The sequence below is a fragment of the Bilophila wadsworthia ATCC 49260 genome, from assembly GCF_000701705.1.
Classification (GTDB): Bacteria; Desulfobacterota; Desulfovibrionia; order Desulfovibrionales; family Desulfovibrionaceae; genus Bilophila; species Bilophila wadsworthia.
Map to the genome: position 1 here is coordinate 1 of NZ_JNJP01000047.1, position 22,119 is coordinate 22,119.

A 22,119-nucleotide genomic window follows, 5' to 3' on the forward strand; every position below is an offset into this window, starting at 1 on the left:
CTTTCGGAAGGCCGGGCTACGCTTGCCGAGATTCTTGAGCATTTGCGGGGCATGGGCGTTGAAACGGTTTCACTCTCCGCGCTCGGACGCCAGAAGCAGAAGATCGACAAGGTGGCTGCGAAACTCAGGCAGAGCCGGGAGATAGTGGACGCTCTTGTCGAAAAGGCTGGGCCGAGCGCCGCCGAGGGGAAACAGGGGCGGCTTCTCGTCCAAATGCTCCGCAAGCTCGTTTATGATCACCTTGAAGCGCATCTTTTGGAAGAGGAAGACGGGGAAGGGCTCGATAATCAGGGTGTCTTTTTCCTCGCAAAGTCCTTGAAGGAAATGTCGCAGGCCGCCCGGCTCGAACAGGACTTTGAGGCGAAGGTCCGGGAGCGCGTCCAGAAAGAGACGGTGAAGGCCGTGGAAGACAGCGCCCGCGAGGCCGGGCTTTCCGCCGAGACGGTGGAAGCGATCAAGGGCCGCATTCTGGGGATAAAAGATGCCTAAGCCGCCTGTGACCGCCGAAGAATGGGAACGCCACCGGGAAGCGTCCCGACAGGCTCTTCCCGACACGCTCAAGGGAAAAACGCTTCCGGACGTCCTCTTGCCGTACCAGCAGCGGGCCGTGGCCTCGATCATGGAGCTTCCGGTGGTGGTCATCGAAAAGAGCCGCCGTATCGGCCTGACGTGGGGCATCGCGGCTGCGGCCGTGCTCCTTTCCGCCTCGTCGCGTTCCGCCGGAGGGATGGATACGCTCTATCTCGGGTACAGCCTCGACATGGCCCGCGAGTTCATCGATACTGCGGCGATGTGGGCGAAGGCGTTCGCCCCGGCCGCCTGCGAGGTTGAGGAATGCCTTTTCAAAGATACGAAGCCCGACGGTTCCTCGGACGACATCCTCGCCTACCGCATCGTTTTCGCTTCCGGGTATGAAATCATGGCGCTCACGTCCCGCCCCCGTTCTCTTCGCGGGCGTCAGGGCATGGTCATCCTCGACGAAGCGGCTTTCCATGATCAGCTTGGCGAGGTCATGAAGGCGGCGCTCGCCCTGCTCATGTGGGGCGGCAAAGTCGTGGTCGTCTCGACGCATGACGGGGATACCAACCCGTTCAACCTGCTCTGCGAAGAAGTCCGCAAGGGAAACAAGCCCTACGAGCTTGTCAAAATCACCTTCGACGATGCGCTTGCGGACGGGCTGTACCGCCGAATCTGCCTTGTGCAGGGGAAGGGATGGAGCCCGGAAGCGGAGAACGAATGGCGCGAAGGCATTATAGCTTTCTATGGGGAAGATGCGGACGAAGAGCTTTTCGTCATTCCCCGGCACGGCTCCGGGGCGTACATCCCGGCGGCGCTCATCGAACGCGCCCAGCGCGTCGACGTGCCGGTCTTGCGCTTCGAGCGGCCGGATGCATGGGCGGAGCTTGCGGATCACCTTCAGGAAGCCGAGGCCCGCGACTGGTGCGAGGCGGAACTTTCCCCCGTGCTCACCGGGATTCCGGCGGGGTTCGACACCTACGCCGGGGAGGACTTCGCGCGCAAGGGCGACCTCACATCCCTTTGGATAGCGCAACGGCGGCAGGACATGAGCTTCCCGTGCGTGCTGCTCCTTGAGCTTCGCAATGTTCCTTATGAAATTCAAAAGCTCATCGTGTTTTACGTCCTCTCCCGGCTGGCGAGGCTCAGGGGCGGCATGTTCGACGCCACCGGGAACGGCGGCTACCTCGCCGAGGCCGCCGCGAAGCGCTTCCGGGGAATCGTTGCGCAAATGCTCAATCCCACCTTTTACGCCGGGATTACCCCGAAATTCAAGGCGGCGTTCGAGCGGGACGAAGTCGTCATGCCCCGAGACGTCGATGTATATAATGATCACCGTTCCATCCGTCTGGTGAAGGGTGTTCCCCAGATCGTCCGGGAAGAACAGCGGGCGGGCAAAGGTGAAGACAGCAAAGGGCGGAAGAAACGGCGTCACGGCGACTCGGCGATCGCGCATCTTCTTTGTTATGCGGCGTCGCAGGAGAAAAAGGCCGAAATCGAATTTTTGACGGAAAGCGGGGAGTCAGGCTGGCGGAGTACGTCCGGCGGCCTTTTCGCCGCCCGCCCCGGAGGAGCTGAGGAATGGTGAAAGAGAAGAAAACGCCGAAAATCCAGCCCGAGTACCGCGTCGTCAGTTCCGGAGCGCTTGATCTGGCGAATTTTGCCGGGGAAATCGTTTCAAACCCGGACACGGTGCTCGTGTCTCTCGGCGGGGAGCTCAAGAATTACGCGAAACTCCTGCGCGACGATCAGGTCCACAGCTTGCTTGAACAGCGTCAGGACGCGCTCATCGCCGCCGAGTGGGAGGTTGTGCCGGGCGGTGAGGACAGCCGAGACCGGGAAGCCGCCGACTTTTTGCGTGGGCAGCTCATGGCGCTGAATTGGGATGCGATCACACGCCGGATGCACAAGGGTGTTCTTTACGGCTACTCCGTCGCCGAATGCATCTTCGGCATGGACGGGAACAGGATCACCCTCGACGCCGTGAAGGTGAGAAAACCGTGGCGGTTCGGGTTCGGCAAGGACGGCGAGCTGAAACTTCGCGTCAACGCGCAGACTTTGCTCATGCCCGAGAGGAAGTTCTGGATCGCGGTGTGGGGGGCGGATGACGACGATTCCCCTTATGGGCAGGGGCTCGGCCATGCGCTCTGGTGGCCGGTGTACCTGAAACGCAACGGCGCGAAGTTCTGGGCGGCGTACCTCGACAAGTTCGGCTCGCCGTCCGTCAAGTCGAAATACCCGGCGGGAGCCACCGAGAAGGAAAAGGCGACGGCGCTTGAGGCGGCCAAAGCCTTTCGGAATGAATCCGCCGTTGCCGTGCCGGAAGGGTTCGACGTCGAGCTTATCGAGGCCGCGAAGAATTCCGGCGGGAGTTATGAAGAGTTTTTAAAATACTGGGATGGAGCCATTGCGAAGATCATCCTTTCCCAGACCGGGACGACGCAACAGGGGCAATACTCCGGCACTGCGGAAGTGTTGAACGACGTCAAGTCCGAACTCGTGAAGGCCGATGCCGACCTTTTGTGCGAGAGCTTCAACGACACCGTCGCCACATGGCTTACCGAATGGAACTTCCCGGGCGCGAAGACGCCGCAGGTCTGGCGGAAGGTGCCGAACACCCGGCGGGAAGAAGCGCAGCGTGCCGCCGACAAGGGGGCGTACGAGATCGGCCTCGAACTTACGGACGACGCGATCAACCGCCGTTACGGCGAGGATTGGAAACGCCGTGCGGCTGCGCCTGTCTCCGTCCCATCGGATTCTCCCGCCTTCGCCGAACCGGGACGGGACGAGCCCGGCGAAATCGCCGAACAGCTTGAGTCCGTGACGAACGCAGCTGACACGGGTATGATCGACATGATACGCGCCGAACTGGACGCGGCGATCAGGGCCGGGGAGGACTTCGCGGCGTTCTCGGATCGGATTGCCGGACTGTACCCCGTCATGGATACGGCGGAACTGGCCGAAGCCCTCGAGGGGGCCGTATTGGCGGCCAATCTTTCCGGCAGGGCTTCCAATGGCTGATCCGAAAAAACGCCCCGAGGTCGAATTCAAGGGGACGCCCTTCAAGGAGGCGATTGATTTCTTTCAGGGCAAAGTCCGCGTCCCCACCCGCGCCTATACCGATCTCATGGGGGCCGCGCACAGCAAGGGCTTTATGGTCGCCGGGGCGACGAAAGACGAGCTTCTCGCGGATTTTCAGGAAACCATTGGACGCTGCATCCGGGACGGCCTGACGCTTGAGGATTTCCGCAAGGATTTTGACAGAATCGTTGCCGCCCACGGGTGGAGCTACAAAGGTTCCCGGGGCTGGCGGACCCGTACCATCTTTGAGACGAACATCCGCACCTCGTACATGGCCGGCAAATGGCAGCAGGCGCAGGAAACCAAACGGATGCGCCCCTACGGGCGCTACATCCATACGACCGTCCGGCATCCGCGCCTTGATCACGAGTCATGGCACAACAAAATAGTGCCTCTCGACGATCCGTGGTGGACGTACCGCTGGCCGCCGAACGGCTGGGGATGCAAATGCGGCGTGGAAACCGTCTCGGAGCGGGAGTTGCAGCGCGAAGGCTGGGAGGTCTGGAACCCGCCGCCGGATACAACAAAGATGGTTCCGGTGAAGACGCCGGACGGCATCATCGAGGTCGAAACCGTGGACGGCGTCGATCCGTCCTTTGCCTATAACCCCGGCAAGGCGGCATCCGGGATGTGCCTTTCCCCGGTAAAGATTCAGGAGGCGCAGTCCGACGGCACGTGGAAGGGCTGGCGGCCCATTCCGTGGGGCGAAAGGTCGCGGGAAAACTGGGAGTCGCTGGGGCGTCCGGAAAAGCTCCCCTTGGACAAGCCCACGGCGAAGCTCGCAGAAAAGGTTTCCACCCCGGAAGCGCTCAGGCCCATACTTGAAAAGACGATCGGCGCGGACTCGGCCTTTTTCCAGACGGCGGACGGGGCCGTCGTGTGGCTCTCCGTCGACACGCTCATGCATATACAGCCGGGCCGGAGCCCGTTCGTGCCGCTCATTCCCGAACTTCTGAGTGATCCGTTCGAGGTGTGGATGGATTTCGAGGAGCACGAGGCGACGGGACGGGTGGAGCTGAAAAAGCGGTATGTAAAGCTGATCTGGACGGGAAAAAGGGAGCAGGGGCTCTATATTGTGGTGCAAGTTGTCAATGGACGGCTTACGGGATGGACGTTCGTTCCTGCATCATCAAAAAGCGTCTTGAACAACCAAAGACGGGGAAAGCTCATTTGGAGCCGAGAATAAAAAAGCGGCACGGCGTCATGCCGAACCGCAGAAATATGGGGCGGGAGGAATCCAAGATATGGCCAAGCCTCCCCGCCGGGTATGGGTTAGCGGGGCCATATCCCGACCCATGCCGTCGCTGAGATAATATACCATTTTTTATTTTCAAAACTCAAGAAGAATTTATGCCGTTTTCATGAGAAAGAGCTTAACATATCTTCAATATCATCAGCGGATTGTTTTTCATTAAGATGATGTATTTCCACTTGTTGAAAAAGAGTATCTATGAGCGCTTTACCTGATCTTACGCCCCTTATTCTTACTCCATCAATAAAAACATTCAACTGGCATGGGTCCTCTTGATCATGTACTATGGAAATAGTCTTTCCTGCAAACGGAACATCACAAATATCTTCGTTTGATTCCAATAAGTTATCTGCTGACACCACCCAAGTAGGTCTTAAAAAATACGCATAGCTATCCATGAGATATACTCCTCATTAAAAGTAACTGGATGGGATACAAAAAAATCCGCCTGAAGAGGCTGCTACTCATTTCCTATATTCTATTTTGTTCAAAAACAAGAGAGGTTGACGCCCCAGTTTTTCCGGGCTAGGGAAATACTAGGAGGAAAACTATGCGAAAACTGGTAATTGCTGTTTTGCTGGTGCTGTTGTTTCCCGTATGTTCCTTTGCGGGGACGAAGCTCTTCAAAGATTATGAGTACGGGATGTCAAAGGAGGAAGTTCGCAACAAGTCAAAAGCTGTCCCCTGTCAAGATTTAAGGGTGCACGGCAATCTGTGCATTGCCCAGCCTGTGCCGTTTGCGGGGAAAGAATGGGAAATGGCCTTTATGCTGGATAAGGATCGCCTTGTCTCTGTTGTTCTCGTTAAACCCTTTGATGAGATTACCTATAACAACGTGATGAAAACAACGCTTGTTAAGAATGGATTTACTCCATTGTATGCACGGGCAGATTCCTATGAAGTGGACATTATAGCGGTTGCCAAAAAACAGGGAAAGGAAGCGTTGAAAATGGCCTTAGCCAAGGCGTATCCCGGCAAGGCCCAAACGATCCTTTACAGTTTTTTTGACGGGGAACATATCAAGTCCTCTGTATCGGCATACCAACCTGACACTCTCAAGGATTTTCTGGAACATGCAGAGATCGGAACTCGAAGTGTTGATGTGGTTGTGAATAACGGTATGCTCATGCTAAAATTTTTGGCTCCGTTGGACGCCTTGGCCGACATGAAAAAAGATTCCAGTTCCGCCGAAGAAGCTTTTTAAGGGGCTGAGATTCCGTTACCCAGAATGACATGTGTTTATAAACGCCTGTAAACGGGGTACGCGGTCTTTTCTTTTTAAAACCAGGCAACGGCTCATGTCGGGGCGAAACCGCCCTTAAAAACGGTTTGTGCGGGACGTTCGCTTCCCACCGGGAACACGTTTTCCTAAAGCCCTTTCAAAGACTCCTTTCCGCCCGTCCGCTACAACGGGATGAAAGGAGTCTTTCTTATGCCCAACCTCATCGAAATCTTCCGGGGCGGGACACATACCGACATGCGCGGGACGACGCTCGCGTTCGGCGAATCCGAGATCGCCGATATCGCGGCGGCCTATGATCCCGCGCTTTCGGAAGCGCCGATCGTCATCGGCCACCCCCGCACGGACGCCCCGGCCTACGGCTGGGTCAAGTCGCTTTCCGCACGCGGGGACAGGCTCTACGCCGAGCCCGATCAGGTGGACGCCGCCTTTGCGGAGCTCGTCGAATCGGGCCGCTACAAAAAGGTTTCGGCCTGCTTTTACCGTCCCGCAGCCCCCGCGAACCCCAAACCCGGCGCGTACTACCTGCGGCACGTCGGCTTTCTCGGCGCGCAGCCGCCCGCCGTCAAGGGGCTTGCCCCGGTGGAGTTCGCCGAAAGCCCCGAGGACGACCTGCTTCTCGTGGAGTTCGCCGACCATGAATCCGTGAGCCTGCTTTCCCGCGTACTGTCCCTGTTTCGCGGCGTGCGTGACTACATCGTCGAGCGCGACGGAACGGAAAAGGCCGACGCCGTCATTCCGAACGGCGTTCTCGAAAGCATGAAGGAGCAAGCCACCGTGGCCTTGGTCCTCCCTCCCGACCCCGAACCCGCCTACAGCGAGGAACACGTCATGTCCGATGACAAGAAAACCGTCTCCCCCGTGCAGCCCGCCGCAAGCCCCGATGAGCTGGCCCGGCGCGTCTCCGAGCTTGAAGCCCGCGAAGCCGCCTTTGCCGAACGCCAGCGCAGGGCCGAAGCCGAAACCGTCGTTACCGCCGCCGTCCGGGAGGGCCGTCTTACCCCGGCGCAGTCCGAAGGGCTCGCCGCGTTCATGGCGAACCTTTCCGAGTCCGACGCCGTCGCCTTTTCTGAAGGAGGAAAGGAGCTTTCCCCTGTGGCCTTCATGAAAACCTTTCTGTCCCGCCTGCCCGTGCAGGTGGAGTTTGCCGAAAAGTCCGCCGGGGCCGACGAAACCATAGACGGGCTTTCGCCGCTCGACGCCGCGAACCGCGCCGTCGCCTATCAGGAACGGATGAAGAGGGACGGCGTCGTCATCACCACCACCGAAGCCCTTTCCGCCGTGAAGGCGGGCAAGGATAATGGAGCGCAGTAATATGGCAACTCCCGGCATCTACAAAAATTTTGAGGCCGAAGGCGAGATCGGCCCCTACGTCATCGTAACCCACGGCACCGCCGACTATGCCGTGAAGGCCGCCACCGGCGCGACCGTGGCGCTTGTCGGCACCACGGACGAGCTCGGCAAGCTCTCGAACGGGCGCGTCGACGTCTGCACCGGCGGCATTCCCGAAGTGGCGCTCGGCGGAACCGTGGCCGCAGGCGATCCTCTGACGAGCGACGCTTCCGGCAAGGCCGTGAAGGCCACGGCCGCAGGCAATCGCATTCTCGGGTTCGCCCTCGTATCCGGTGCTTCCGGCGACATCATCCCCTATCAGTACAGCCTCGGCACGCTCGCCGTAGCGGCCGCAGGCTAAGGAGCACTCATGGCTACCGCACCGTTTCACGTTTCCCCGGAGCTGACCGCGATCGCCATCGCGTACCGCAACCCCGTTACCGACTACATCGCCGATCTGGTCATGCCCCGGACACGTCCTGTGGGAAAACTGGAATTTTCCTACACCGTGTACGATCTTTCGGCGTTCAACCGCCCGAATACGTTCGTCGGCCGCAAGGGCCGCCCGAACGAGGTCACCATGTCCTCCACCACGCAGACGGCGGCCATTGAAGACTTTGGCCTCGATGATCTCATTCCGATGAGCGATATCGAGCAGGGCCGCGCCATCGGGCGGGACATTCAGGCCGAAAGCGTCGAGTACATCATGGGGCTCGTCAAGCTCGACCGCGAGTGCCGCGTGGCGGCCGCCGCGCAGAATGCGGCGAACTTCACGAACACCGCCACACTGTCCGGCTCGAACCAGTGGTCGCACGCCGACTCGAAGCCGCTCACGGCGCTTCTCGGATACCTCGACACGCCGATGATGCGCCCGAACACCATGATCCTTTCCGCCCCGGTCTGGTCGAAGCTGAGAATCCACCCGCAGATCGTGAAGGCGATTTATCCGATTTCCGCCGAAGGGGCCGTCACCAGACAGCAGCTTGCGGATCTCCTCGAACTGAAAAACATCCATATCGGCGCGAGCTACGTCAACAGCGCCAAAAAGGGACAGGACGCCTCGCTCACCCGGGTCTGGGGCAATCACTGCACGCTTTTGTACCTTGATCCCACGGCGGAAACCTCGAAGGGCGTCACATGGGGGATGACCGTTCCCTACGGCACGGCCGTTGCCGGGACGATCGACGAACAGGGCGTCGGGCTTCGCGGGGGCGTCCGTGTTCGGGCTGGCGAATCCTTGAAAGAGCTTGTCGTCTCCAAGGGGGCGGGAATGCTCCTCAAGAACTGCATAGCTTAAGGCCGTTCGGCCATAAGGGAAAAACATGTACGCGACGCCGCAGGACATATTGGACAGGTACGGGGATACGGGGCTTTTTCTCGCCGGACGGACCGAGGAAGGGCTTCCCGACACCTCCCCGCTCATGACGGCTCTTGAGGAAGCCTCCAGCGAGATCGACGCCGCGCTCAGGGGGCGTTACCGGCTTCCCGTGGAATCCGTGCCGCCGGTCCTGCGGCGCATCGCCGTGGATCTCGCCGTCGACGCAATACCGAGGAACGCGCCGGAAACGGCGGACCTCTTCGAGCGGCGGGCGAAGGCCGCGCGGGAACTTTTGAAGGCCATAGCCAAGGGCGACGTGTCGCTCGGCATTCCCGAACTTGCCGGAAGCGCTTCCGGCGGTATGGCGTATTACGCGCCGCCGTCCGACTTTCAAACCGAGCTGGAGAAGATGTGATGGGCGGCCCTTCACTTACGCTTACGGGGGACGCCTCCCCCTTGCGGGAAATGACAAAAAAGGTTCGCCGCGCGCTCGGCAAGGCGGACACGCAAGAACTCCTCGCAACCATCGGTTCCGAGATCGTCGCCACGACGAACCGCCGTTTCGAGGCGGGAAAAGACCCAAACGGCGGAAAGTGGCCGGTATCGCTGGGGGCACGGGAAGAAAACCGCAAGACGCTCATCAAGACGGGGCGGCTCCGGGATTCCTACACACGCGAGGTCGGGCATGACTCCGTCGAGGTAGGCAGCAACGCAAAATACGCGGCCATCCATCACTTCGGCGGCGTCATCCGGGCGAAGAACGCCGGGGCGCTGCGGTTCAGGATCGGGGAATCGTTCGTCATGAAAAAGGCCGTCACCATGCCCGCGCGTCCCGCACTCGGGCTAAACGGCGAGGACGAGGATCACATCATGGAGACGACGGAAGACTGGATCGCCGGTTTCGTCAGGGAGATTAAATAATGGTTTTCAACGAACTGCGCGAGGCGATCGTCACCCGGCTGAAAGAGGCGATGCCGAAAGAAGTCGATGTCGCGGGGCACCCCGGCGTCATTGATACCGCCGAGCTCGGTCGGCTGTGCATGGCGGCCCCCGCGCTCAGGGTTTCCGTCCTGAAGGTGCTCGGCGTCGACCGGGCGCGCGGCAACGACGCCGCAGAGCTCCAGATCGGCGTGTATATCGTGGCCGGGGCGGGAAAGGGCGGCGTCGGCGCGGACGAGGTGGCGCTGTCGATCCTTCCCCGCGTGCTCGCCGTGGTCAACGGCGAGAACTGGAACCTGCAATGCGTGGAAAACCGGCCCGAAAACATCAGCGCCGACAACCTGTTCGACGGTTCGCTCCCCGGGCTTTCCGGCGGCCGCCTCGTCTCGCTCTGGGGCGTCGCATGGCGGCAGCGCGTCATCATGCCGCCGCTCATCGATTTTACGGCTCCGGATCGGTATCCGACCGATCCCGACGCCGGAAAGGTTCCCGCGCCGTGGAACGATCCGCTCGCGGAGTTCCTGCGGCTCGGGCTCAAGCTCAAAACCGTGCCGGACGAAACCGGCGCACCGCATATCTACTCCGACGACATCATCGCCGTGAGAGGAGAAAACCATGAATAGGCTCAACGTCAAACCGGTTTCCGGGCGTCTCGTGCGCCACCCCGAGACGGGGGAACCCCTCCCGGCGGGAGGGCTTGCCGTCCCCCGCTCGCCGTACTGGCTCCGTCGCCTGAAGGACGGCGACGTCACCCTTGCGACGCCCGACACGGGCAAGGCGGTGAAACATGGCGATTAGCTTAGACAACATTCCCACGACGATCCGCGTGCCGCTCGCGTACGTCGAGTTCAACAACGAAAACGCGGTATCGGGCACGGCGGCGAATCCGTACAGGCTCCTCGTGCTCGGGCAGAAGACAAGCGCCGGGACGCACCCGAAACTTTCGCCCGTCCTCGTCACCTCAGCCGATCAGGCAGCAAAGCTTTTCGGCGTCGGCTCCATGCTGCACGCCATGCTTGCGGCCGTCAAAAAGGCGAACGGCTATGTCGAGGCGTGGGCGCTCGCCGCCGAAGACAACGAATCGGGCCAGAAGGCGGCGGCAACGGTGACGCTTTCCGGCACCACCACGAAAAGCGGCACGCTCTGGCTCTATATCGGCGGCGTGTCCGTATCGTGCAAGGTTGTTGCGGGCGAAGAACTTTCAGCCGTGGCGACGCGCCTCGCTTCGGCCGTCAACGCCGACGCGACGCTTCCGGTCACGGCGCAGGCCGCCGAAAAGGTGGTGACGCTGACGTGCCGCTGGGCCGGGCTTACCGGAAACGATCTTGATCTGCGCATGGGCGTGTACGGCGAAGACATGCCCGCCGGGCTTGTCGCGACATGCACGGCGTTTACGGGCGGCACGGCGAATCCGGACGTCACGGACGCCATCGCGGCTTTCGGCGATGAACAGTGGCACGGCATCGTCATGCCGTGGACGGACGCCGCGAACATGACGGCGCTTGAGTCCGAGCTCGATCTCCGCTGGGGGCCGATGAAGCAGGCGGAATCCATCGCCTTCACGGCCTTTCGCGGGACGCTCGGCGAAACGTCGACGCACGGAAACGCCCGGAATTCCCACCTTGTGACCTGCATGGGGACGGGAAAATCCCCGACGCCGCCGTATATCTGGGCGGCCGTCAACGCCGTGACCGCGATCGCGTCTCTGGAAACCGATCCCGCGCGGCCCTTGCAGACGCTGGCGCTTCCCGGCGTCATTCCCCCGGCGCTTCCCGACCGTTGGACGATGGAGGAGCGCAACGTCCTTCTCCATGACGGGATCGCGACGTTCATGGTGCAGTCCGGGGACGTCGTCGCCATCGAGAGACAGGTCACCATGTACCAGACCAACGTCTGGAACATGCCCGATCCGTCGTATCTCGACGTCAACACCCCGGCGACGCTCGGCTACATCCGCTACGCCACCCGCGCCCGCATCCTCCAGAAGTTCCCCCGTCACAAGCTGGCGTCGGACGGGACGCGCTTCGGGCCGGGGCAGGCGATCGTCACGCCGTCCGTCATCCGGGGCGAGCTTCTCGCCCTGTACCGTGAACTTGAAGAAGCCGGGATCGTGGAAAACTTCGACCAGTACAAGGCCGATCTCATCGTGGAGCGCAACAAGGACGACCGCAACCGCGTCGACGTCCTTTCCCCGCCCGATCTCGTCAACCAGTTCCGCATCTTCGCCATGAAGATCGGCTTCGTCTTGTAGGAGGCAGCCATGCAGTTCACCGGCAAATGCATCATCCGCGTCAACGGTTCCGAAATCCGGAGCACGGACGACGCGACCCTGAACCCCGGCGGCGCGAACCGCGAGGCCGTCACCGGGGGCGGCAAGGTTTACGGGTATAAGGAAGAGACGGTCGCTCCCGAGCTCGAGTGTTCGGTGGCGCACACGTCCGACACCGACCTTACGGCGCTTTCGGCGATCACCGACGCCACCGTCATCTTCGAGACGGACAGCGGGGACAAGTACGTGCTACGCGAGGCGTTCGTCATGGAGCCCGCCAGCCTCAAAACCACCGACGGCACGGCGGGCCTCAAGTTCTCCGCCGTGTCCTGCGAAAGGATGTAGCCATGCCACAATCCATTGATGCCGCCGCGAAGCTCTCCGAAGCCGAGGACGCGGTCACGGCCCTCCTCGCTGATTCCCATATCGTCGCTTTTGCGGACGGCGTGACCATCGGCACGGTCCTCTATACCGAAGCGGAATTGCGCGAACTCACCGCCCGGGACCTTATCGACGCGCAGGAAGCGTCCGAAAAAGTCGTCCGCTCGCGGGACGCCGTCACGCTCGTTTCCTCCCCCGCCCGCATGGGGATCGAGCTGTTGCGCCGACAGGTGAAAAGACTTCGCGGCGGGGACAGCACCCACAACGGCCCGCTTTCCGTTGAAGAGCTCGGCAGGCTTTCCATAGCGGACTTCGAGCGGCTGCGTCTGGCTGCCGACGGGCTCGATCTGCTTTCCTCGCTTCATGAGGGAGAAAGCCTTGAATCCCGGGGGCGAGACGCTGGCGGGGATGCGTAACCTCGACCTTGCGCTTTTGGGACTGGCCCGCCTGTCGGGCCTGTCCCTTGCCGAGGCCGAGCGCTTGCCTCTCCGCCGTCTCGTCCGCCTCCTGCACACCATCAACTGCGCCCGGAAAGAAGCATGAAAGTATCGCTCATAGTAGACCTTGCGGGCAACCTGCAATCCCGCGCCCGCCAGTACGCTCAGGCCCTCACCGGCCTGTCGAACAGCGGAAGCCGCGCCTTTTCGGGCCTGCGAAACGCGGCGGCTTCCGTGGGACGCGGCCTTGACGGCATGGGGAACCGGTACACGGCCATGATTGCCGGGGCTGGCATTACCTACAAGGCGACGAAAGCCGTGATGGATTCGGCGCAACTTGATAAAATGCTGATCCGTGTCGCGCAGACGGCCGGGAAAACCCGCGGCGAGACCGAAAGCCTCAGAAAAGAGCTGCACGGCATGGCGAACGAGACTGGTCAATCCTATGACAGCTTGCTGCAAGGGTTTTATGGACTGATCCAGTCCGGCCAGAGCTTCGACGAGGCGTTGGCAACCATCAAGGCGATCAATCCGGCAATGGCCGTCACTGGAGCACAAGGTGAAGTGTTGGGCTCAGCCATGTCCGTCGCCGCCCAATCATTCAAGTTCGATTTGTCGAACCTTGAAACCGGCAAGCGCATCCTCGATCAAATGACTGTAGCCGGACGGCTTGGAAATGCTGAACTTGAAGACTTATCAAGTATCTTTGCACGAATCGGACAGAATGCGGCACAGGCGGGCCTCTCTTTTGAGGACACGCTGGCCTTTATAGAACGACTGTCGCTTGTCGAGAGAAATCCGGAGCGTCTGGCCACGCTTGCCGATTCAACATTGCGCCTGTTCAACAATCAGAATTACTCCAAAGAAGCCGAAAAGATCACCGGGGTCAAATTCTTCGACAAGACGGGCAATCGTCGTAATCCATTTGATGTCCTTGCCGACATGTCCGCCCGGTATGGAAAATTTTCTACGGATCAAATGCGCGCGAAAGGGATGTTCGCGGCATTCGGAAAGACGGATCTGGATACGCAGCGCGGACTCGCCATGTTGCTGCAACAGGGCGTCGTCAATGAAGCTCGCGACATGGCAACCGAAATTAAAAATGCGGAAGGCACCATTGCAAAAGACTTGCCCGCCGCCATTGACAACGCCGTCGACCAGACGGCCCGCTTGAAGGCGGCCCTCTGGGACGCCGCCGACAACTTCGCCAGACCGATCAACGACGCAATCAACGACGGCATCAAGTATATCCTCGATACCCAGCAGATAGGGGGAAAGGAGCTGCTCGTGGGCGGAAGCCTTGCCGCGCTCGGCGGTTTCGGAGCCCTGAAGCTCGGCGGGAAAACGCTCGGCAAGCTCGGTGGCGGGGTTCTCGGCAACGCCGTCAAAGGAATGGGACTCGGGCGGCTTCCCCTGCCTCTGCCCGTGTACATCGTCAATGACCGCATGTCCCTGACGGACGGCGCGCTTTCGGATCTCGTAAACGGCGGCTCCGGGCAGGCGGGGGGCAAGGGAGGCGCGGCCTCCGGAAAACCCGGCGCTCCCGTCAGGACGCCGAGGCTTCCCGGAAAAGGCGGACGGATGGCCCGTATCGCCGACTTCGGCAAGCAGGCGGCGCGAAACGGCGCGTCCGCCGGAAAATTTGCGGCCAAGGCCGGAGCTCCCGTCGCCGTCATCGGCGGCGTCATCGAAGCGGGCAGCGTCATTATGGACCCGAACGCCACGACGGATGACAAGGTTCGCGGCGTTTCCGAGGCGGCCGGTGCCGCCGTGGGCGGCTGGGGCGGAGCCGCCGGGGGGGCCGCGATCGGAGCCGCCATCGGTTCGATCATTCCCGGCCTCGGCACGGCCATAGGCGGAGCGCTCGGCGGGCTCATCGGCGGGTGGCTCGGGACGGAAGCCGGGGAAGGGCTCGGAAAGATGATCGGAGACAAGCTCACGGACAGGGATCAGGCAAAGGCGATCGGCGCGGAAATATCGGCAAAGAGTGCCGAGCTTGCCGAAAATCTGGCGGCCGAGTCCACAATCAAAATCAAGGTTGAAGGCGGACAGGCCAGCATTGAAAGTACGTCCGGCCCCGGGGACATTGACGTTTACTATGATGCCCTGAACATGCAGGGCATCATGACGATGGACTGATCTATGACAAAGACATGGGAAAACCTGCGCCCCGCGTCGTTTCGCGGCGTGGCCTTCGAGGTCGAGAGCCATTCGGAGAGCGGAGGCCGCCGCATCGAGCTGCACGAGTACCCCTTGCGGGATACGCCGTACGCCGAGGATCTGGGAAAGAAGGCGGGGAAATGGCAGATCGAGGCGTTTCTGATCAGCCGGAAAAACAGCGGCTACGCCGAACGGCGCGACAAGCTCCGGGAAGCGCTGAACGCTTCCGGCCCGGGAACGCTCATCCATCCGTATCTTGGCGAGCTGTCCGTCTCCGTCGACGGGTATTCGCTCAAGGAAACGACGCGCGAGGGCGGATACTGTACGTTTTCCATTTCATTCGTCGAAGCCGGACAGCCGGTCGAACCCGACGTCGAGAAAGACACGGCGGCGAATGTCCTCGACAAGGCGGAAGCCGCGAAGGAAGCGGCCACGGCGGGCTTTCTCGACGAGTACATGCCGCTGCTCGAAGACCTCGAAGGGCTCGCGGGGAAAGTCCCGGCCCTGCTTTCCGAGGCGACGGCCTTTCTCGGCACCCCGCTTTCCATCCTTTCCCGGGCGCAGTCCGCCGCGTCAAGCGTCCTTGCGCTTCCGGATCGCCTCGCCAGCCGGATCCTCGGGTATCTGGGAACCATCCGCCAGCTTGGCGGCATTGCGACGTCCGGTTTGAAGATGAACGCCCTTACGGCGCTTCTCGGCAAAAAGAGCGCGGGAACGGCAAGCCCGTGGCTCGTCACGTCAAACGGCGTCATCGCCGGAATCGTTGGCGAAACGTCATGGCCGCAGGCCGGGGGCGGCTCCATCGGCGGCGGGACGTCGTCCGGAGGAGCTTCGGGGGGGACCGGTGGCTGGACGCCATCTCCGGAGACGCCGGGCGTCGTCGCGTCGACCGTGGCGAACCGGGCCGAGACGCCGCTTATCGACCTTATCGCCGCCGGGGCCGTCATCGAGGCGGCCATTGAAAGCGCCAATGCCGACTACGGCACGGCGGACGACGCGCTGGCGTCCCGGGACACCGTTCTCGAGGCCATTGATGAAGTCCAGCGCGCGAACTGTTCCGACGCCGTGTTTACGGCGCTTTCCGAGCTCGCCGCCGCCGTCAACGAGGATTTGACCACGCGGGGAGCCGAGCTTCCGAAGCTCGGAAGCGCGACCCTTTCCATGTCCATGCCCGCGCTCGCGGCGTCCTACCGGCTCTACGGAGATGTCGGGCAGGCCGACGCTATCGTTGCCAGAAACCGCATCCGGCATCCCGGACGGGTTCCGGGCAGCGTCCCTCTGGAGGTGATCCGTGGCTGACAAAATGAAAAAGCCCGACGTGCGCCTTGAAATCAACGGCGTGAAGTATGGCGGCTGGACCAAGATCAGCATTCGCCGGGGGATCGGGCAGGTCGCCGGTACGTTCGAGCTTTCGATCACCGAGCGCTGGCCGGGGCAGCCGATCCCCGCGAAAATCGAGCTCGGGGCCTCATGCGTCGTTACCGTGGACGGCGCTCCCGTCATCACGGGATACGTCGACGACGTGGCTCCGTCGTATAACGCGGCCTCGCACACGGTATCCGTCACCGGGCGCGACAAGACCTGCGATCTGGTTGATTGCTGCCCGCCCTCGACGCAGCTCAAAGGCGCGACGCTCGCGGCCGTGGCCCGGTCCCTTGCGGCCCCGTTCGGCATCGAGGTGGTCGACGAAACGGGCGTCGGCGTGGTCCCCGGCTTCAAGACGAACCCCGGCGATACCGTTTTCGAGACGCTGGAGCAGCTTGCCCGGGCAAAGGGCGTCCTGCTCACGACCGACGGACGCGGGCGGCTCGTCATCTGCCGGGCAAGCAAAAAGAAAGCCGCCACCGTCCTCGAGCTCGGCAAAAACGTCTTTGAAGGCAAGGGCAAGTTTTCCATGCGCGACCGCTTCTCGAGCGTCACCGTCATCGGCCAGACGGCGGCGACGGAGACGTGGAACGGCAAGAGCGCCTCGCAGCAGAAAACCGTGGTGACGGACGCCGCCGTCCCGCGCCATCGGCCTCTCGTGCTCGTCGCCGATCAGGAACATCAGGGCGCGAACAAGCGGGCGCAGTGGGAAGTCAACGTCCGGTACGGCAAAGGGAATCAGGCGACCTATACCGTGTACGGCTGGAAGGACGGCGATGCGCTGTGGATGCCGAACGTGCTCGCCCGCATCGTCGATCCCTTCATGGGGCTTGAGGCGACGTGGCTCGTTGGCTCCGTCGGGTGGACGCTTGACGAGCGGGGATACCGCTCGGAGCTTACCCTGAATCCGCCCGAGGCGTTCGACGTCGAACCCGTCAGCCCGAAAAAGGGCAAAAAGGACAAGGAAACGTTCCGCTGGCCCGGAGCCGATACAAAGGAGTCATGATGAATTACGAAAGGCTTCTCGCCCCGCTTCGCCGACGCATGGCGACGCTCATCGGGCGCTGCATCCTCTCCGCAGTCCAATCCGGGGAAGGTTTTCAGACGCTCGACGTCGTGATCATGGCCGACGAAAGCATGGGCGGCGTCGAGCACGCCGAGCCCTACGGGTTCACCAGCAATCCGCACCCGGGGGCCGAGGGTGTCGTGCTGAACGTCGCCGGACAGCGTGCCTCATGCGTCGCGCTCAACCTCGGCAACCGGCAGTACCGCCTGCGCGGCTTGAAGACCGGGGAAGTCGCGCTCTACACCGACGAGGGCGACAAGCTCGTTTTCGAGAGAGGTAGAAAGGTTCACCTCACGACGGAAACCTTTCTTGTCGACGCCAAGACCTTTGAAGGCGTTACGGAAACCATCCGGTTGACGGCCAGCGCCGGAACGTCCATCAAGACCCCCTCGTTCTCTCTCGGCGGAACCGGGAGCGGGGCCTGTGCGTCCACGTTCACGGGATCGCTCAAGACGACGGGCGACATCGTCGCCGGAATGGTTTCCTTACAGGCGCATGTCCATACCGGCGTACAGTCCGGAAACGACACGACCGGGCAGCCGCAGGGATAGCGTATGAGCGATCTCAAGCTGACATGGAACGAATGGGGCGCGGACGCGACCGTCGAAGGCCACGATCTCGTCCTTGAGGACGGGCTGGCCACGGCGGTCATCCTCAGCCTCTTTCTCGACGCCCGCGCCCGTGCCGACGACGCGCTTCCCGACGGCGGCACCGATCTCCGGGGCTTTTGGGCCGACACCGTGGCCCCCGCAGCCGAACGGGACCGGACGGGGTCAAGGCTCTGGCTCCTTTCGCGGGAAAAGACGCTTCCGGAAGTCCTGCGCCGCGCGCACGACTACGCCGCTGAAGCGCTCCGGTGGCTTGTCGACGACGGCGTCGCAAGCCGCGTCGACGTCTCGGCGACCATGCCGCGCCTCGGCCTCCTTTCCCTTGCCGTGAACATCACGCGCGTCACCGGCGAATCCTCGACATACGCCTTTTCCTACCCGTTGGAGTGACACATGCCTTTCAACCGCCCCCCTCTTGATCTGCTCATAGCCCGATCCGCCGCTTCCATGCAGTCGCGCCTCCCGGGAACGGACGCCGTGCTCCGGCGCAGTCTCTCGGGCATCGTCGCGCGTATGAGTGCCGGAACCGAGCACGGCCTTTACGGGTATCTCGACTGGCTCGCGCGCCAGCTCATGCCCGACACGGCGGAAGAGGAACACCTCGAACGCTGGGCGTCCATCTGGGGCGTTTCACGCAAGGCCGCCGGGCACGCTTCGGGAGACGTCTCGATCACGGGCACGCCCGGAACCGTCCTGCCCGAGGGGACGATCTGCCTGCGTTCGGACGCCGTCCGGTATGCCGTCGTCTCCGACGCCACCGTCGGAGACGACGGGACGGGAACCGCTTTCCTTTCCGCAGTCGACGCGGGAACGGCGGGCAACGCCCCGATCGGAACCGTTCTCGCCCTCGCTTCCCCCGTTTCCGGGCTCGATTCGCGGGTTCAGGCTGCGGACGGGCTTACCGGCGGCACGGACGAAGAGACGGACGAAAGCCTGAAAAGCCGACTCCTCGCAACCATTCAGAGGACGCCGATGGGCGGGACGCAAGCCGACTACGAACAGTGGGCGCTTGAGGTTCCCGGCGTGACGCGGGCGTTCGTGACGCAGGAAATGGGGCGCGGCACCGTGACCGTACGCTTCATGATGGACGGCACCTATCCCGACGGCGTCCCCAAAGACGGGGACAGGCAAGCCGTAGCCGCGCATATCGAAACCGTACGCCCCGTGACGGCCGACGTGTATGTCGTCCTTCCCGTAGCCGATCCGCTCAATCTGCGGCTGCGGATTACGCCGGACACGGCCGCGATCCGTCTCGCCGCCGAGGCGAACCTCTGGGCGGCGGTTCGGCGCGACGCCGTTCCGGGCGGTACTGTCTTCCTCTCACACCTGCATGAGGCGCTTTCCCTCACGGAAAAGGAAGAGGATCATGTCATCCTTTCCCCCACGGCGAACGTCACGCCCGAAACCGGGCACATCGTCGTTCCCGGAAGCATTGAGTGGGTGACTGAATGAGCGCCGATTACCTTTCCCAGCTTCTCGCCTTGCAGCCGCCGGGCGCAGCTCTTCCCCGCGAGCCCGAAAGCATCTGGGTGCGGCTTCTCGCCGCCCTTGCCGATGGTTTCGAGCGCGTCGACGCGCGTTCCAATGATCTTGTGCGGGAGTCCGATCCCCGATCGAGCATTGAGCTCATTACGGATTGGGAGCGCGTCTGCGGGCTCCCGGGGGAATGCGCGGCCGACGATTCCGTTACGTCGTTACAGGGCAGACGGGCCGCCGTCGTCAACGTGCTTACCCGCGTCGGCGGCCAGACCCCGGCGTTTTTCAAACGCCTTGCCGCGATCGCGGGCGTTGAAATCGAAATTACGGAATACAGGCCGTTCGTCGCCGGGCTTTCACGGTGCGGGGACCCCCTGTCCGGACCGGAAGACGTGCGGTTTTGCTGGACGGTGACGGTTCGCGGTCAGCGCGTTACGTCCTTTCGGTGCGGTTCTTCATCCTGCGGTGAGCGGCTTTCGGCATTCGATCCGGCCCGTGAAGTCGAGTGCCTCCTCCGCGCGGCGAAACCGGCGCATACCGTCCTGATCGTCGGATACGAATAACCCGTTTTCCTAAAGCCCTTTCAAAGACTGATTTTATTCCGTTCCATATCATGGGGGCATCTTTTTTAGGAAGGTGCCCCCATGAAATATGTTCCTCCCCTCGGAGCGACCGACCCGAACGCCTCATATCATGACGGCAACCCCGAAGCCGGTATTCTCGGCAGCATTGTTCCTGCTGCGGCCATTGAACGGCCGCAGCGGGAAATACTAAGCGTACTTGCTGCTGCAGGCATTGTACCCAGCGACACAGACAACGCGCAGCTTGCCGCCGCCATATCCGCGCTCATACTTGCGCAAAAAATAAAGCTGACGGATCGGGTCAATCTTACCGACTCGACGACGGCTGCATCGGCAACTGCGGTCAAGACCGCCTACGATGCTGCGCAGGCCAAGTTGCCTCTGGGCGGCGGCGTCATGACGGGCAGCATCCAGATCAATGATCCCGCAAATGTGATCGGATCGGCACCCTCTACCAATACCGAGCGCGGCCTGTTTCTTGGCGACAAAAACAGCGTGATCATGGGCGGGTTCGATATCATACAACACGCTTCCGACAACGCGAAGCGGACGCAGATGTTTGCAAAGAATGCTTCCGGTGTGATCGCCTCAATCGCGGCCGTAACGCATGAGGACGGTACGAGAGAGATTTCGACTGATTGCCCGATGCGGATCAGTGATGTGCAGATAGAGAGAATCTTTGATAACGGCGTGAGGCTGATCAAAATCTCTGGTGCGCGTGGCAACGAGGGGTATTCACTGAGATTCTCCCCCGACAATGGGCAGTTGTATCTCGACGGTAGAGAGATGCATGGGAAAGCCGATACTGCCGGATACGCAGATACGGCAGGAAGTGCGAATGCGCTTGGCGGCAAGGCGGAATCGGCCCTCTCCGTCGCTTTTGCAAGCGAGGCTCAGAATGCGTATGGGCTCAAAGGCATGGACATGATCATCGCGCGGACAACGTACACGTTACCGGGGTACGGTACGTGGAAATACATGTATCTTGTTGCAACAGATAGCGAGTTTGTAGATATGGTCATTGGGGAAAATGCGGGAGGTACAACTTTGGTGCCTAATTATCCCTCGTACCCTGGTGCTTTCATGGACGGGATAGCGTTTAGAAGTGCATGAGGAGAAGTAGATGGGAAAAGACTACGGAAAGATTATATATCGCAAAGAAACGGGCGCATACGTTGTCGATAAGCTCTGCGTGCCGCATCCCGATGACAACAGCGTCCCCGAAGAGATCCGCGACGCTTTTGCCCCGCAGTGGGCGGATGTACATGCCTATGCAGAGGCGCATCCTGAGATGGTAACCGAAGAGGGGCCGTGCGTTCCGCCCGTACCGACGCTTGATGAACTGAAAACAGCGAAGAAGGCACAGATCGACGCGGAAACGTCCGCCGCCATTACTTCCGGGTTCGACTATGCCGTGGGCGGAGTCACCTATCATTTCAGCTATGACACCTTTGACCAGCAGAATTTTGCGGATACGGCGAACGTCTGCCTGATGAAGCAATCGGGAATGCCGGGCCTGCCGGACTCCGTAACGTGGAACGCCTACACGCCGGGCGGTGAGCTTGAGCGTTTGACGTTCGACGCATCGGGCTTCCTCGCGCTCTACGCGGGCGGGGCCATGCGGCACAAGAACGGGACGATGCAGCGCGGCGGGGAACGCAAGGCGGCTGTGGAGGCCGCGACCACGCCGGAAGAGGTTGAAGCCGCATGACCTACGGAAAGCAAACGTTGATCGCCGTCGACCAGCTCATCAATACGCTGTTCATGGGCTGGCCCGACGAGACACTGAGCAGCCGATGCTGGCGGTGGGAACAGGCAGGCATCCGCGTATGGCCCCGCAAGCTCGTGGACGGGCTGTTCTTCTGGCAGAGGGAACACTGCAAGAGCAGTTATGAGAGCGAGAGAGAGGGCAGGCAGTCGCCGCCGGAGTTGCGGCGCGTGACCCCGGAAACATAAACCGTTAGAGTATGTTCAGGCAGAGGCGGGGGAGATTGGACCCTCCCCCACCGGCCCGGCGGCGATACGCCGGACCACGGCCCCACATGATACAGGCATATCATGCGGAGTGTCCGCCTGTGTTTATGGCTCACGGTCAGAC

At 61.6% G+C, this 22,119-nt stretch carries 27 protein-coding genes; 26 read left to right on the plus strand and 1 reads right to left on the minus strand.

Annotated elements, in window-relative coordinates; translation table 11 throughout:
• The 4 genes from T370_RS0114425 to T370_RS23690 all read left to right on the plus strand — a co-directional run.
• Positions 1-489, plus strand: a 489-nt coding sequence (locus T370_RS0114425) for a phage protein Gp27 family protein (protein ID WP_029436122.1), incomplete at its 5' end; no start/stop codon positions are given.
• Positions 482-2,104 carry a hypothetical protein gene (locus tag T370_RS0114430; RefSeq protein WP_156034429.1) on the plus strand — a complete coding sequence of 541 codons (1,623 nt, stop codon included), beginning with the start codon at positions 482-484 and terminating at the stop codon, positions 2,102-2,104. The genes T370_RS0114425 and T370_RS0114430, both read left to right, overlap by 8 nt.
• Positions 2,098-3,537: a DUF935 domain-containing protein gene (locus T370_RS22955; RefSeq protein ID WP_051643852.1), complete on the plus strand. Its 1,440-nt coding sequence runs from the start codon at positions 2,098-2,100 to the stop codon at positions 3,535-3,537. The genes T370_RS0114430 and T370_RS22955 overlap by 7 nt, the downstream gene beginning before the upstream one ends.
• A complete protein-coding gene (locus T370_RS23690; RefSeq protein ID WP_051643853.1) occupies positions 3,530-4,783 on the plus strand; it encodes a PBECR2 nuclease fold domain-containing protein in 1,254 nt (417 codons plus the stop codon). Before T370_RS22955 ends, T370_RS23690 begins: the two co-directional genes overlap by 8 nt.
• A gap of 173 nt (positions 4,784-4,956) precedes the next feature.
• On the opposite strand, the gene T370_RS25080 is transcribed toward T370_RS23690, so the two are convergent.
• Positions 4,957-5,247 (minus strand): hypothetical protein, encoded by a 291-nt coding sequence (locus tag T370_RS25080; protein WP_156034430.1) that lies wholly within the window; start codon positions 5,245-5,247, stop codon positions 4,957-4,959.
• 152 nt (positions 5,248-5,399) lie between these two features.
• On the opposite strand from T370_RS25080, the gene T370_RS0114445 reads away from it, so the two are divergent.
• The 22 genes from T370_RS0114445 (at position 5,400) to T370_RS0114550 (ending at position 21,977) form a co-directional block, all read left to right on the plus strand.
• Positions 5,400-6,053 carry a hypothetical protein gene (locus T370_RS0114445; protein ID WP_029436126.1) on the plus strand — a complete coding sequence of 218 codons (654 nt, stop codon included), beginning with the start codon at positions 5,400-5,402 and terminating at the stop codon, positions 6,051-6,053.
• A 228-nt stretch (positions 6,054-6,281) separates the two neighbouring features.
• On the plus strand, positions 6,282-7,403 hold the full coding sequence (locus T370_RS0114450) for a phage protease (RefSeq protein WP_029436127.1): 1,122 nt from the start codon (positions 6,282-6,284) through the stop codon (positions 7,401-7,403).
• 1 nt (position 7,404) lies between these two features.
• Positions 7,405-7,782: a capsid cement protein gene (locus T370_RS0114455; protein ID WP_029436128.1), complete on the plus strand. Its 378-nt coding sequence runs from the start codon at positions 7,405-7,407 to the stop codon at positions 7,780-7,782.
• Positions 7,783-7,791: 9 nt separating this feature from the next.
• The gene (locus T370_RS0114460) at positions 7,792-8,718 is read left to right on the plus strand and encodes a hypothetical protein (protein WP_029436129.1); all 927 of its coding nucleotides are present in this window, start codon (positions 7,792-7,794) and stop codon (positions 8,716-8,718) included.
• A gap of 25 nt (positions 8,719-8,743) precedes the next feature.
• Complete coding sequence (locus tag T370_RS0114465; protein ID WP_051643854.1) at positions 8,744-9,154, plus strand: gp436 family protein; 411 nt, start codon at positions 8,744-8,746, stop codon at positions 9,152-9,154.
• Positions 9,154-9,660, plus strand: coding sequence for a phage virion morphogenesis protein (locus tag T370_RS0114470; protein ID WP_029436131.1), 507 nt, complete (start codon positions 9,154-9,156; stop codon positions 9,658-9,660). Before T370_RS0114465 ends, T370_RS0114470 begins: the two co-directional genes overlap by 1 nt.
• On the plus strand, positions 9,660-10,301 hold the full coding sequence (locus T370_RS0114475) for a hypothetical protein (RefSeq protein ID WP_029436132.1): 642 nt from the start codon (positions 9,660-9,662) through the stop codon (positions 10,299-10,301). Before T370_RS0114470 ends, T370_RS0114475 begins: the two co-directional genes overlap by 1 nt.
• Positions 10,294-10,476 (plus strand): DUF2635 domain-containing protein, encoded by a 183-nt coding sequence (locus T370_RS0114480; protein WP_029436133.1) that lies wholly within the window; start codon positions 10,294-10,296, stop codon positions 10,474-10,476. The genes T370_RS0114475 and T370_RS0114480 overlap by 8 nt, the downstream gene beginning before the upstream one ends.
• Entirely contained in the window at positions 10,466-11,929 is a 1,464-nt protein-coding gene (locus T370_RS0114485) for a phage tail sheath subtilisin-like domain-containing protein (protein WP_029436134.1), read from the plus strand. Before T370_RS0114480 ends, T370_RS0114485 begins: the two co-directional genes overlap by 11 nt.
• 9 nt (positions 11,930-11,938) lie before the next feature.
• On the plus strand, positions 11,939-12,292 hold the full coding sequence (locus T370_RS0114490; protein ID WP_029436135.1) for a phage tail tube protein: 354 nt from the start codon (positions 11,939-11,941) through the stop codon (positions 12,290-12,292).
• Between the two features lie 2 nt (positions 12,293-12,294).
• Positions 12,295-12,744: a phage tail assembly protein gene (locus T370_RS22960; protein ID WP_051643855.1), complete on the plus strand. Its 450-nt coding sequence runs from the start codon at positions 12,295-12,297 to the stop codon at positions 12,742-12,744.
• The gene (locus tag T370_RS26115; RefSeq protein ID WP_264476062.1) at positions 12,737-12,871 is read left to right on the plus strand and encodes a hypothetical protein; all 135 of its coding nucleotides are present in this window, start codon (positions 12,737-12,739) and stop codon (positions 12,869-12,871) included. Before T370_RS22960 ends, T370_RS26115 begins: the two co-directional genes overlap by 8 nt.
• Positions 12,868-14,904, plus strand: coding sequence for a phage tail tape measure protein (locus T370_RS23695; protein ID WP_051643856.1), 2,037 nt, complete (start codon positions 12,868-12,870; stop codon positions 14,902-14,904). The genes T370_RS26115 and T370_RS23695 overlap by 4 nt, the downstream gene beginning before the upstream one ends.
• A 3-nt stretch (positions 14,905-14,907) precedes the next feature.
• Entirely contained in the window at positions 14,908-16,224 is a 1,317-nt protein-coding gene (locus T370_RS23700) for a DNA circularization protein (RefSeq protein ID WP_029436138.1), read from the plus strand.
• Entirely contained in the window at positions 16,217-17,296 is a 1,080-nt protein-coding gene (locus T370_RS0114515; protein WP_211250525.1) for a phage baseplate assembly protein, read from the plus strand. The genes T370_RS23700 and T370_RS0114515 overlap by 8 nt, the downstream gene beginning before the upstream one ends.
• On the plus strand, positions 17,296-17,907 hold the full coding sequence (locus T370_RS0114520; protein WP_051643857.1) for a phage baseplate assembly protein V: 612 nt from the start codon (positions 17,296-17,298) through the stop codon (positions 17,905-17,907). The genes T370_RS0114515 and T370_RS0114520 overlap by 1 nt, the downstream gene beginning before the upstream one ends.
• A gap of 3 nt (positions 17,908-17,910) precedes the next feature.
• On the plus strand, positions 17,911-18,354 hold the full coding sequence (locus T370_RS0114525; protein ID WP_029436141.1) for a phage GP46 family protein: 444 nt from the start codon (positions 17,911-17,913) through the stop codon (positions 18,352-18,354).
• A 3-nt stretch (positions 18,355-18,357) separates the two neighbouring features.
• Positions 18,358-19,416, plus strand: coding sequence for a baseplate J/gp47 family protein (locus T370_RS0114530; RefSeq protein ID WP_029436142.1), 1,059 nt, complete (start codon positions 18,358-18,360; stop codon positions 19,414-19,416).
• A complete protein-coding gene (locus T370_RS0114535; RefSeq protein WP_029436143.1) occupies positions 19,413-20,003 on the plus strand; it encodes a YmfQ family protein in 591 nt (196 codons plus the stop codon). Before T370_RS0114530 ends, T370_RS0114535 begins: the two co-directional genes overlap by 4 nt.
• Positions 20,004-20,084: 81 nt before the next feature.
• Positions 20,085-21,134, plus strand: coding sequence for a tail fiber protein (locus tag T370_RS0114540; protein WP_029436144.1), 1,050 nt, complete (start codon positions 20,085-20,087; stop codon positions 21,132-21,134).
• A 10-nt stretch (positions 21,135-21,144) separates the two neighbouring features.
• Positions 21,145-21,732: a DUF4376 domain-containing protein gene (locus tag T370_RS23705; protein WP_051643858.1), complete on the plus strand. Its 588-nt coding sequence runs from the start codon at positions 21,145-21,147 to the stop codon at positions 21,730-21,732.
• A complete protein-coding gene (locus T370_RS0114550) occupies positions 21,729-21,977 on the plus strand; it encodes a hypothetical protein (protein WP_029436146.1) in 249 nt (82 codons plus the stop codon). Before T370_RS23705 ends, T370_RS0114550 begins: the two co-directional genes overlap by 4 nt.
• Positions 21,978-22,119 lie beyond the last annotated feature (142 nt).